Here is a 12587-nt window from a genome sequence, read left to right on the forward strand (position 1 = left end):
CTTATGATTTATTGTGTTTAAATTCGGGAACAATCTCTCTCAATTTACTTATTTTATCGTTAGATGCAAAAAGTTCTTCAATATCTTTTTCAAGTTTTTCGATTGCATAGTCTGTTTTATGAGCAACCATAATTGACTCATATGCTGTTTTTTTATCACTGTCATTAATTAGAAGTTCTTCATATAATTTTTCACCTGGCCTCAAACCTGTAAATTCAATTGCAATATCTTTTTTCCCAGAAAGATCAATCATCTTCTGTGCAAGATCAGCAATTTTAACGGGTTCACCCATATCTAAAATAAAAAGTTCTCCACTATGCCCAATAGCTCCTGTTTGCAAAACAAGCTCACATGCTTCAGGAATAAGCATAAAATAACGAGTAATTTCAGGATGTGTGACCGTAATAGGACCACCTTGTTCAATTTGTGCTTTGAATTTTGGTATTACAGAGCCACTGCTGCCAAGAACATTGCCAAATCGCACAGAAACAATCTGTGTCTCTTTTGCGTTCACATTTTGAGCATACAACTCACAAATTCTTTTAGTCGCGCCCATAACATTGGTTGGACGAACAGCCTTATCCGTTGAAATTAAAATAAACTTTTCAACACCATGTTTAATGGCAAAATCAATAGAATTTTTTGTTCCTAAAACATTATTTAAAATGCCTTCTTCCACATTTGATTCTACCAGAGGAACATGTTTGTAAGCAGCAGCATGAACAAAAATCTCTGGTTTATAGGTCTCTAAAGCTTTGTCTAAAAGTGTTTTATTTAACACACTTTGCATGATAGGCACAATCTTATCACTTTTAAGCTCTTCCATTAATTGATATAGATTAAATTCACTATGATCAATTAAAATAATTTTTTTAGCATGATATTTGAGGCATTGTCGAACGATTTCGCTACCAATACTTCCTCCAGCACCTGTAATCATGATTGTTTTATTTTGAATAAACTGCGAAATTTTGACTTTATCAAGATCTTTAGGATATCTTGCTAAAAGATCCTCTACGGTAATTTCTTTGAGCTGATTTGATAAAAAAGTATCCGATAAAATTGTATCTAGAGAAGGTAAAATTTTTATTTCATTAAAATAAGGTCTAAATTCTTCATAAATTGCATTAATATTTTTAGGTAATGCAGAGGGAATAGCAATCAAAAGAAGATCATATCTGTTTTCACTCAGTTTCTCTTTTAACTCATCTTTTGAGATAATGCGAACACTATCAATGCTACGTTTTTGAAGTCTTTTGTCATCGTCCACAAAATAGCGAATTTTATACGCGCTATTACGGTACTCTTCTTCCAATTTTAACCCAGACTTTCCAGCGCCATAAATCACCAACGTTTTATCTTTATGCATGCGACTATGATTGACCCAAAAATAGTAAAGATACATGACAAATGTGATCGAAAAAAGGTATAAAAAAAGTTCTGAGAGCATTAATGCTAAACGTACTTGCGTATAAAAAAGAGGTGCATATACACAAAAAGCAACAATATATACAAGGCTTTTAAGTAAAAAAGTCTTTTGGGTTACTTTGGACCACGAGAGCGAATAATCTTTAAAAAGGAAGATGGATGCAAACACGCGAACACTTATTACAACAGCCATAACATCAAATTGAATCGGATTATGGAATATCCAAAATGTCCATGTAAAAGTCACACTCGTTAAGGTGATAATGACTAAAATATTTAAAATACGTTTATCGAGAGCTAATAACATTATTCAAAGTTCTTTCGTTGATCTACAATTTTAATAGCGCCATAAAGCACTAGAACAGTTATCATAAAATACACTATTGTATAACTTGATTGAATGAACGCACTATACCCTAAAATCAATAAAATGAGATTAATTCCCAGTGAAAAGAATACGACACGATCATGTGAAACACCACTTTGAACTAGTCGTTGATACGCATGTTTTCGATGTGCCTGAGAGAGCTTTTCATGATTTTGGTACCGCCTAAGCAGTGTTAAGGTTGCATCAAACCAAAAGAGCCCAAAAAGAATAATCCAAACAAAGATAGAGACTTCATGGTTCTGATAATAAAGGGAAAAAATAGCAATCGTATACCCTAAAAGCGTACTGCCCACATCACCCATGAAAATTTTAGCGCTATGCCAGTTCCAGACTAAAAACCCAGCAACGGAAGATGCTAATACTAAGAAATGATCACCGCCTAGAATAAGCCATCCCGCAACGGCTAAAAAGATCGCTTCGCTTCCAGCATACCCATCGATTCCATCTAAAAAATTATAAAGGTTGATAAACCACACGATGCCTAAAAACGCCAACGCATTAGTAACCAATGAATTTTCAAGTACCCAAAATCCAAAATCAATTTTGCCCAATCCACCTAAAGCATAAAGCCCCGCTATGCTCACCAACGCTTGAACAAATAACCTTAATTTAGGTGACAATTCATAAAGATCATCGAAATAACTGACAATGGAGAGCAAACTTCCGCACATCAAGGCATAAAATAAAGAAGGCTCAAGTTCTTTACATGTAAAAAGATAAATGAGCCCCAAAAACCATGTCAAGGCGATAGCAATACCACCTCCATGTGGTATTGGCACAGTGTGAGAACTTCGCTCATCGGGTATTGCTAAAAGTGATTTTTTAAGAGCAACTCTACGAATACTAAATGTTGCCAATAAAGATGCTAAAAATAAAAATCCATAAATCATGAAAAATCACCATCACATATTTTTTTTATTTTTTTGTCATAAATTGCTATGATTTTTTTTTCATCAAATTGTTCTTTCATAAAATTACAAGCATTTTGACCCAACTGTTGAAGAGAAAATGGATCTAACGTAATTACCTTTTCCATAGCCTCTGCTAAACTTGCAATATTTTTTACTTCACATAAAAAACCATTGTAACCATTTTTGACAATATCTTTGCAACCAGGGACATTTGTAGCAATTAAAGGTTTTTCCATTGCCCCTGATTCAATCAAAGTCATACCTTTCCCCTCACGATACGAAGGCAGTACGACACATGTAGCCTCAGCAATATATTCTCGCACGTCCTTTGCATAACCTAAATAGTTAATAACACCTTCTTGATGCCATTGTTTAAGTACATCTGCACCAATACCTTGAGGATTACCATCGTCAATGTTTCCTAAAAGCTGAAATTCGACATATGGATATTTTTCTTTAAGTATTTTTGCCGCTTGATAATATTCACCGACGCCTTTGTCCCATAACATTCTTGCTATCAACAAAAATACTTTATTTGTATTGTGATTTTGACGAGGCGAAAAGTAGTGAACATCAACGCCTTCACTTGGTAAAACAAATGTTTTTTCATTTGCAACTAAAGAACGATTTACAAATTCAGTCCTATCATCTTCATTAATAAACCAGACTTCCTTAGGAAAATATAAAGCTATTTTATAGAGGAAATGCGATATTTTAGAAATAAAATTAGTATGAATAAATGTGTATCCTAGCCCTATATTCACAGCTATAGACTTAATGTTAGCCAACCTTGCAGCAAATGAGCCGTAAATAATAGGTTTAATTGAATAATTAAAAATGACATCCGGTCGAATTTCTTTATAAACCTTATAAAGTGTCCACATGAGTTTTATATCTTCGAGAGGATTAACACCTTTTCTACTTAATTCAATATCAATACAATGGCATCCCATCTCTTCCAATTTTTGAACAAACTCGTCATCTGGTGCAACAATATAGATATGATGCCCTTGCTGAATTAAATGCTTTAAAAGGCCATGTCTAAACTTTATCATTGCCCATGTAACATTTGAGGTAAAAAGAATTTTCTGAACCTTCATGACTTTTTGTGTTCTCCAAAACGATAAAAGTATATTTTTTTTCTTAACCATTCCGACAAACAAATATTACGCAATACTTTAACAATGACGCCTGCGACAAAAATTTTAAAATTTATTTTTGAATGAAATGCAACTTGAATAAGATTCCAATCAAAAATTCGCAAAGGGAGTTTATCCACGCTTTTAGAAATAATCTGATTGATAGTTCTGTTAACATTATCTTTAAAAATTAAAAAAGTATAATGATTCATATCTTTTTTGCTTAAAAGCTTTTTATATTGACTATTATTGATATAGCTGTTGAGAACTAAAAACATGTCATTCTCATGCACTCGAACTCTCATGTTATTGTATGAGTAACTTATTTTAGAGAGTCGATACTTCATAAGTGGCTTAGTAAGAAAGCCAAATGGTCCAAAATGTGCGAGCCTTAGCCAGACATCAAGATCAGCAGACGTTTTAAAATCCACTCCATTCCATTTTATTATCTTATTTTTTAAAAGTTCAGTTCTTGCCATAACACTAGGACATGTAATAATATTACCATACATTAATGTCATTTTTAGAAGATCCATCTCATTATTGAAGACATATATAACTTTGTTTTGCATTTCAGGTACCAAAAAACGCTCTCCAGTAATATCAGAGTCTTCATCAACAGTATAAGCATGCACAGCTACAGCACTACTGGAAGAATGTTCTTCTAAAAACTTAACCTGCTCTTCTATCATCGTAGGTAAATAAAGGTCATCTGCATGAAAAACAGCGGTGTACTCTCCTTCTGCATTTTGAAGGCACTGGGTAAAATTAGCCTCACCACCGATATTAACTTCATTTTGAAAAACATGAATATTAGAATATCGCGCTTCATATCGCTTTAAAATCGCAATACTATTATCCGTTGAAGCGTTATCAAATATTTTGATGAGAACATTTTTATATGTCTGATTAAGAAGAGAATCTAAAGTTTCTACAATAGTTTTTTCATTATTGTAGTGCGGAATACAAATGCACACTTGTGCTTGCTTATTCAAATTATGCCCTTCTTTTTAATATACCAAAAATAATATCTTTATCTTTTTCATGTAAAAATCGCCAAGTAACATAAAGATATAAGCCGAATAAGACAAAATATAATATAAATTTTATAAAAAAAACATCAATAGAAATCGTAAAAATCGCTAGTAATAGAGATGGAATAATGAGAAAAATAAAATGTCGTATAAAAAAACTAGATTCAAAATAAACTCTTCCATTAGTAAGTTTTTTAATAGCTTGTGGTAAAAATAAAAATCCTGTGAAAAATGAAGCAAGAGCTGTTGATAACGCGACACCTCCAATACCAAAATATTTTATGAGAATAATTGATAGAACTAAGTTTAAGATAGCTTCGCTCCAAGCAATCCATAAAGTCTTATTTGCATAATTTAAACTTAAAGTAATGGTTGCATACGTATTGACAAACGACAAAATAAATCCATAAAAACCCAATGAAAAAATCAATAAATATCCCCCAAATGCATGTTCATCTCCTGTCCATAGTTCAATGACATCTTTTGCAAAAAAAAGTAGAGAAACCCAAACAAATCCACCAATAACAGATAAAAATTTCAAAATTGAAGAAGCATAAATTCTTATTTTTTCAAAATTATTTTCAGCATAGGCATTTCCGTATATAGGGCTCATCACACCATTGATGATAGCCGAAAAGATGAAAATATACGTAAAGATTTTAAAAGCTATAGTATAAGGCGTTACAAACTCTGGAGATAGAAAATGGTTGATAACTAAATTGTCGGTACTCCAAACTAAGCTTGCAGCAAGTCCAACTTGAAAGAATGCAAAACCACTTTGCAAAATCTCTTTTGTTGAGACAACATTTGAACCATGAATATTAGCATTTAAATATCGAAATTTAAGAATAACATGTATTGCAGCGGCAACGCCTAAAAACCCTTGACAAAATAATGTCAAAATTGAAAATACAAAAAAATCAAGTTTCATATAATAGCTTAAAAATAAAACTAAGAAACAAAGTATCATATTGAGAATTTGATAAACTTCCGATACATAAACAAGGTTCATCCCAACAAAGAACTGTATATACGTATTTAAAGGTATTTTAATCAACGTAATGATGACAAACAATATAAAAACTTTTTTTGTGATTTCTTCATATTCTTCGCTAATATTACCCAATAACGCAATAATCCAAGCATCATTCGTGCTAATTGATAAAAGAAAAATTATAATCAGCAAAGTAACAATACCACTTAAAAGAATAATTGATTTCTGAAGTATCTGGTATTTTTGATCTGATCCTACTGTTTTAGCAACTAAAGTACTCATAGCTGAAGGGATACCAAATGAAACACTATTTAAGTAACCTGCAAGCCCTAAAATAAGCACCCATATGCCAAATAAATTAGCTCCAAAATACTCTAACATTAAAGGAACTGAGATAATACCTGTTACCAAAGTCACTATTTGCCGCAAGTAACTAATTGAGACGCTTTTAAGAAATATAATTTTTGACATAATTTTTAAAATACTTACAAATTTTTAAAATATTAAATCCACCACGGGGTAACCACATTAACTGTCTTGGCATTAATAACAATGGTAATGCAATTAACCAAAAAAAATAATCGTATTTGAACACGTCAAACATATCTCTCATAATCTTTTTATTTAATCTCATCCCAAACTCTTTTGACTGAACTATAGCAATTAATAACGATATTCGGGATTGTCTTGTTTCAAGATATTTAACAATTTTTTTATCATATCCTTTATTTATCATTGATCTAATAACCTTGATATGTAAGAGTAAGAGTAAGACTAAGTAACTATTTGACTTTGTCCACCAACCATTGGCTTCACGATATAAGGTAAAATAGGGCTTTGGTAAAATCAATGTCTTACTTGCTTCATTTAAAGCAATCATACTAAGTATCCTTTCGATATGACACCAACCATCAACTACAAATTGCTCACCTGAGACTTGATTCCATAAATTCTTATTAACAATATTTGAAGAAACTGCTGGTCCATATTTATTGTATAGAAAATTATTTTTCCCTTCTAATATAATATCTTGATTAAAAATATAAATTTTATCATCGGTAATTTTATCTTTGCGTTCATCGTATATATCAAAATCAAGAAGAATATTTGTATATTCTATATCACCTATTAATTTTCCAATTAAGCGTTCTAAAGCATCTTCTTTCACTTGTTCCCCACACCCTAAAAACCAAACATACTTTCCTGCTGCTTTTTTGACAATACTATCAATATTGCCATCATAACCAATGTTTGTCTCATTTTTGAAATACTGTATTTTTATACCACTTTGCATAAAAGAACGAACAATGTCTTGTGTATTATCTGATGACGCATTATCGGAAACTAAAATCTCAATCAATGAATCATGGCAAGAAATTTTTTGTAATGCCTGTATTATACTTTTTATTGTGTTCCCAATACATTTATCACCATTATAAACAGGTAAACCTAGTGTTAAAAGCATTCTTTATCCAATGTTATTCACAATAGTTTTAGCAAAATATTCACTACTAAATACATATGCTTTATCGCTATTTAAGAATAATTTAATACTATTTAAATAGTTTATATAAGTTTTTTTATCCATATTTGATATGTAGAAATATAACTCTTCATAAGTTTCAAAATTTCTTTTATCGATAAAACACTCTTTTGGGATGTGTTCTGTTATATTGTTTGCTCCCCAGTAAATCGGCACGCATCCAGCAAAAAAACAATCAAAAATCTTTTCAGTAATATAACCAGGTATATCTCGTGCATTTTCATAACAAATAGCAAATTTATACTTTTCTAGAACTTCTTTTTTAGACTTTATTTTTCCTTTATAACTTGCATAATGAGGTTTAAATAATTTCAAAATTTTTAATTTTTTGAATAAAAATCTTATATACTTATTTTCATGTGTATAGTCGTCCCAACCTATCCCATAAAAATCAAAATCATCAAGATGATATTTTTCAAACCATTTAATAGCATCTAAGCGTTTAGTATAAAGTTCTAAAGGATGTTTAACTTTTTTATTCCCTGCAACTAAAGTACAAAGTTTTTGTTTTTGACTTAAATCTTTATGAATATTTTGTGAAATTTCTTGAGAAAAATTCATTTTAAAATACTTTTTGTTGTCAATAAAATCATCATGCCATGTAAAAATTTTATTAAAATGTTGATGTTTAGCTAAGTCCCAATTATTTTGTTTTATAAGTTCACTTTCGAAAAGTAATAAATACGATTTTTTATAATTATCCTCTAATGGCAATGTTAATGGCATTTCATTATACAGTACTATTTCAGAATCATCGATAGAATAAATGTCCTGAGTTGTCAAATCATACCCATTTTCCTTAAATTTCTGTTTTAAAAGATAAAATGGATACATGCAATTATCTCGATTGATCATATTGTCTTTTAAATCAAAAAGTTTATTATCTTGATAGGCCGTAGAGACTACTATACATGCTTTCTTCATTGTATTTGATCCAGAACCATGCGGAGTCTATGAATATATCCATGTTCTAAAACAGACCTATTATGAGAAGAATTTTTAATATTTTCTCGCTCCTCATTATTTTCTAAATAATAACGAATTAATAATTCAGCCTCATCAACATCTTTATAACAGACAATCTCTTTCCCAATATCAAAATAATCCTCGATACAAGGGACGTAGTCTGTTAATTGAAATCCATTAAAATAAGGAATTTCAAAATTTCTAGCTTTAATTTGACTTGCGCTTTTTTTACTTCTCATTAATAAAGGAAGCGCTTTCCAATGACTCAATAAATACCGCAAATCAAAACTATTACTGTTAGAAAGGTTTAAATTGATTTTAGAATTAGCAAAAACTCTATTCATGGCTTCCGCGCTTAATGAACCATTTTCCCATCCATTGCCAAATACTTTTACATGTAACCCTCGTTTTTGCAATGTCTCAATAAACCATTTTCGATAAGGATGAAACCCTCCAACAAATGATACATCGTAAAGATAACCAGAAAATTCTGGAATTTGATGGTTATTAATAGCTGCCCATTGGCTATAAATAATATTGTTCTGTCCTAAAGCTTTATATTTAGTTATAGAAAACTTATCAGTTGTAACGCAATATGTAAAATAAGGTGCATAATGCGATGTGAAACTATCGAATCGCCATTGATCATCACCAAACCAGTTTATAGTAGTAAATCTAGACTTTAAATAATTTAATGTTTCGATTTCAAACTGCTCTTGAAATAATGAAAAAAAGATTAAATCTGGCAATAATCTATCTGCTTTATTTTTCAAATCTTCTTGAAGCTTTTTTAAATCGCCAGATAAATAGTCATCGTAATAAAATGTCTCAACGATATGACCTAATATTTGCAGAGAATTTATAAATCCATCTTGTCCTATTATATTACGTCCACGCTCTTTAATGCCATAGTCATATTTTAAATCAACATATAGTATTTTCACAGGGCGATAAATTCTCTAATTTTAGTAATCATATAATGGATAGCCTCATCACCCATACCAGGGTATAATCCAATCCAGAAACTATCATTCATAATCTTATCAGTATGAGGTAACGTTCCAATCACTCTATACTCTTTATCTTTTTCAAGTGCGTCAAACATTGGATGTCTTAGCATATTACCTGCAAAAAGATTGCGTGTTTGTATATTGTTGTTCTCCAAATATTCAACCAATTCATTACGTGAAAATTTCACGCCTTCTTTTAAAGTCATCATAAAACCAAACCAGCTAGGATCACTAAGGGGTTGCAGCTCAACCAAGGTTAATTCTTGAACATCTTTAAGACCCTCATAGAGCTTTTTAAAATTCTCTTTTCGCTTTTCAACAAAACTGGGAAACTTCTCTAGTTGTGCACACCCAACAGCGGCTTGCATATCAGATACTTTGAGATTAAATCCAAAATGGCTATACACGTATTTATGGTCATATCCTGTTGGAAGAGTTCCAAATTGTTGCGTAAAACGGCATCCACAGGTATTATCAACACCACTTTCACACCAACAGTCTCTTCCCCAATCACGCATGGAAAGCATAATCTTTTTGAGAAGTAGATTGTCAGTATACGTCGCGCCACCTTCTCCCATCGTCATATGGTGTGGAGGATAAAAACTGCTTGTTCCTATGTCACCCCATGTACCTGTTGGTTTACCATCATAGGTTGAGCCAAGCGCATCACAGTTATCTTCGATGAGCCATAGATTGTGTTTATCACAAAATGCTTTCACAGCCTTAATATTAAAAGGATTTCCTAAAGTATGCGCTATCATCACTGCTTTTGTTTTTGGACTCAATGCTTGTTCTAACTGACTAACATCAATATTAAAATGTTTAAGTTCCATATCCACAAATACAGGTACTGCGCCGTATTGAACAATGGGTGCAACCGTTGTTGGGAAACCAGCAGCTACGGTGATGACTTCATCACCTCGTTTGACTTGTCGTTCTTTTAAAAGAGGTGATGTTAAAGTATAAAACGCCAATAAATTGGCAGAACTGCCACTATTGACCAAAAATGCCCATCTTACATGTAAAAACTTTGCCAACTCTTTTTCAAATTTTTTAGAGTAATCCCCATACGTTAACCAAAAATCAAGCGAACTATCCACAAGATTGACCATCTCTTTTTCATCAAAGACACGCCCTGCATAATTTACCCGACTTTGCCCTGCAACAAAGGGTTTAGTTTGGTTTTTTTTATGCACTAAGTCATAATACTCTTTGGTTTTTTCTAAAATTTCTTGTTTGAGTTGTTGCTCTTTTGTCATTATTTCCCTTTCCACATTGTATCTATTGCTTTTAGATACGGATCTTCTTTGATTGTTTGTATATCTAATTTATCCAAATTTTCTTGAAAATAAGATCTCATCTTGACTATCGCATTTTCATGAGATGTAAATTGAAAATCTCCGATCTCTTTTAAAAGACGCTCATTGCTAGACGTATACTCATGATTCAGTCCATCGTTGATAATTCTGATCTCCGATTTAAAATCACTGACTTCATTCACTAAATTTGCCAATGAAATAAGATCAATTTTATCTCCAGTCGTAACATTGTAAATCTTCTCTTTTAGATCCTTATGGATAACGAAGTCGATCATTCTAACTAAATCATCGACATAAATATAGTCAAAATAGACATTTTTATTAATGCTGATTGGTAAGCGCAAAAGATTTTTAACAATTGCATTTGAAATGAACTTATAACGATAGTTTTCATATTCACCATATGCACCAAAAATCCGTAATTGCACGATATTTTGAGATCTCTCAATATATCGTGATGCAATAGACTTATAAAATCCATATTCATCTAGTGGCAATGCATCCAAATAATCTTCTTCTTTTGCATAAACAATGGGTTTATGTTTGCCATACTCAGCACCGCTGCCAAAAGAGATGATTTTCTTTACGTTTTTTTCATGTTTAGCAATATTGAAAAAAATTCGCAAATTGTACTCTGTAACGCTTTTCATATCAACGGTATCACGTCCACCACCACGATTAGCGGTATGCACTATAATATCTATTTTATTCTCTAAAACATACTTATCTACTGCTTTTTCATCACTTAGATCAAGCTCTCCACTCGATGGTGTAAGAAGCACATAATTGTAATGTTGCAAAAGATATTCTTTAAGATTAGAACCAATAAAACCATTGGAGCCTGTTACGAAAATATTCATACTAAATTCTTCTCAAACCACTGTATAGATTTTAGCAAAGCATCATCAATATGAACAGCGATATCCAACCCTAATTCACGTCTAGCATAATCAATATTAGGAACAAATTCAGAACAATCATCATTCATATTTAGAGTTTCAATACTGACGCTACTTCCAACAATATTTTTTATTTTTAGGGCAACTTCTTCAAGAGATATTCCCATATCGCTACCCAAGTTGTATGCAGCACCATTTTTACCATTTGCTAACATATTCAAGATCCATAATGCCATATCGGTTGGATACATATAACTTCTGATAGGTTTTCCGTTTCCTAAAATTCGAATATTTTTTGTTTTCAGCACATCTCTTATAAAACTATTGATAGCCCAAGGTTTATTGAGACTCATGAAAGGTCCTATAAAAGAAAATGGCCGGACTTGAACAATAGGGAGTTTATGTAAGCTTCTGTACGCATTAACAAGTGTTTCAGCATATCTTTTTGCTTCAGGGTATATTGCTGTTATACTGTTACAATTTAATTTTCCAAAATCATTTTCGGTAATATTATGACTATCCAACGTACCATAAATCTGTCCTGAACTAAGGTGTACGATTTTCTCTAATTTTTCTAGTAATAAAGCATTTTCCATGGTATTTTTCGTACCATCTGTAATGATATTCATAGATTCTATAGGATTAGACATATAAATTCTATTATCTGGAGAACTTGCAGCATGAATAATATAGACAATATCTTTAGGAAACTCACGAATATTTCTGATATCATCTTGGATAAAAATAATATCTTGACGACTATCAATGAAAGTATCTAGTGCCCCCGTAGCATGCCTTGCAATAAGATATAGTTTAACATTAAAATGATATTTATCATTTAACCATATCAATAACTGTATTAACCATGTGCCAATAAAGCCACTACCCCCGGTAATTAAAATTGCTTTATTTTTTAATTTTTCAAGATTTGAAATATCTTTTTCTGTTAAAGTCAA

11 protein-coding genes are annotated in these 12587 nt (G+C 31.6%); all 11 read right to left on the reverse strand.

Annotated features, from left to right (window positions below; translation table 11 throughout):
• Position 1 precedes the first annotated feature (1 nt).
• Genes pglF through V7Q04_RS08355 form a run of 11 tightly spaced genes read right to left on the reverse strand, consistent with a single transcriptional unit; the run spans position 2 to position 12587 of the window.
• Positions 2-1735 (reverse strand): UDP-N-acetylglucosamine 4,6-dehydratase (configuration-retaining), encoded by a 1734-nt coding sequence (gene pglF / locus V7Q04_RS08305; RefSeq protein ID WP_333804532.1) that lies wholly within the window; start codon positions 1733-1735, stop codon positions 2-4.
• Positions 1735-2706, reverse strand: a complete 972-nt coding sequence (locus V7Q04_RS08310; protein WP_333804533.1) for an MraY family glycosyltransferase — start codon at positions 2704-2706, stop codon at positions 1735-1737. The genes pglF and V7Q04_RS08310 overlap by 1 nt, the downstream gene beginning before the upstream one ends.
• Complete coding sequence (locus V7Q04_RS08315) at positions 2703-3890, reverse strand: glycosyltransferase family 4 protein (RefSeq protein ID WP_333804534.1); 1188 nt, start codon at positions 3888-3890, stop codon at positions 2703-2705. The genes V7Q04_RS08310 and V7Q04_RS08315 overlap by 4 nt, the downstream gene beginning before the upstream one ends.
• Complete coding sequence (locus V7Q04_RS08320; RefSeq protein ID WP_333804535.1) at positions 3824-4861, reverse strand: glycosyltransferase family 2 protein; 1038 nt, start codon at positions 4859-4861, stop codon at positions 3824-3826. Before V7Q04_RS08320 ends, V7Q04_RS08315 begins: the two co-directional genes overlap by 67 nt.
• Before the next feature lies 1 nt (position 4862).
• Complete coding sequence (locus V7Q04_RS08325; protein WP_333804536.1) at positions 4863-6305, reverse strand: MATE family efflux transporter; 1443 nt, start codon at positions 6303-6305, stop codon at positions 4863-4865.
• A gap of 37 nt (positions 6306-6342) precedes the next feature.
• Positions 6343-7359, reverse strand: a complete 1017-nt coding sequence (locus V7Q04_RS08330) for a glycosyltransferase family 2 protein (protein ID WP_333804537.1) — start codon at positions 7357-7359, stop codon at positions 6343-6345.
• Positions 7360-7362: 3 nt separating this feature from the next.
• Complete coding sequence (locus tag V7Q04_RS08335; protein WP_333804538.1) at positions 7363-8361, reverse strand: glycosyltransferase family 10 domain-containing protein; 999 nt, start codon at positions 8359-8361, stop codon at positions 7363-7365.
• Positions 8358-9347: a CgeB family protein gene (locus tag V7Q04_RS08340; protein ID WP_333804539.1), complete on the reverse strand. Its 990-nt coding sequence runs from the start codon at positions 9345-9347 to the stop codon at positions 8358-8360. Before V7Q04_RS08340 ends, V7Q04_RS08335 begins: the two co-directional genes overlap by 4 nt.
• The gene (gene rfbH, locus V7Q04_RS08345) at positions 9344-10672 is read right to left on the reverse strand and encodes a lipopolysaccharide biosynthesis protein RfbH (protein ID WP_333804540.1); all 1329 of its coding nucleotides are present in this window, start codon (positions 10670-10672) and stop codon (positions 9344-9346) included. The genes V7Q04_RS08340 and rfbH overlap by 4 nt, the downstream gene beginning before the upstream one ends.
• Positions 10672-11592 (reverse strand): NAD-dependent epimerase/dehydratase family protein, encoded by a 921-nt coding sequence (locus V7Q04_RS08350; RefSeq protein WP_333804541.1) that lies wholly within the window; start codon positions 11590-11592, stop codon positions 10672-10674. Before V7Q04_RS08350 ends, rfbH begins: the two co-directional genes overlap by 1 nt.
• Entirely contained in the window at positions 11589-12587 is a 999-nt protein-coding gene (locus V7Q04_RS08355) for an NAD-dependent epimerase/dehydratase family protein (protein ID WP_333804542.1), read from the reverse strand. Before V7Q04_RS08355 ends, V7Q04_RS08350 begins: the two co-directional genes overlap by 4 nt.

It is taken from the genome of Sulfurospirillum sp., assembly GCF_036802865.1.
Taxonomy (GTDB): Bacteria; Campylobacterota; Campylobacteria; order Campylobacterales; family Sulfurospirillaceae; genus Sulfurospirillum.

What these genes read in the sequence shown, in the direction of transcription:
- pglF (WP_333804532.1), bottom strand. Translation starts at nt 1,735, where the DNA reads ATGTTATTAGCTCTCGATAAACGTATTTTAAATATTTTAGTCATTATC.
- V7Q04_RS08310 (WP_333804533.1), bottom strand. Translation starts at nt 2,706, where the DNA reads ATGATTTATGGATTTTTATTTTTAGCATCTTTATTGGCAACATTTAGT.
- V7Q04_RS08330 (WP_333804537.1), bottom strand. Translation starts at nt 7,359, where the DNA reads ATGCTTTTAACACTAGGTTTACCTGTTTATAATGGTGATAAATGTATT.
- V7Q04_RS08335 (WP_333804538.1), bottom strand. Translation starts at nt 8,361, where the DNA reads ATGAAGAAAGCATGTATAGTAGTCTCTACGGCCTATCAAGATAATAAA.
- rfbH (WP_333804540.1), bottom strand. Translation starts at nt 10,672, where the DNA reads ATGACAAAAGAGCAACAACTCAAACAAGAAATTTTAGAAAAAACCAAA.
- V7Q04_RS08350 (WP_333804541.1), bottom strand. Translation starts at nt 11,592, where the DNA reads ATGAATATTTTCGTAACAGGCTCCAATGGTTTTATTGGTTCTAATCTT.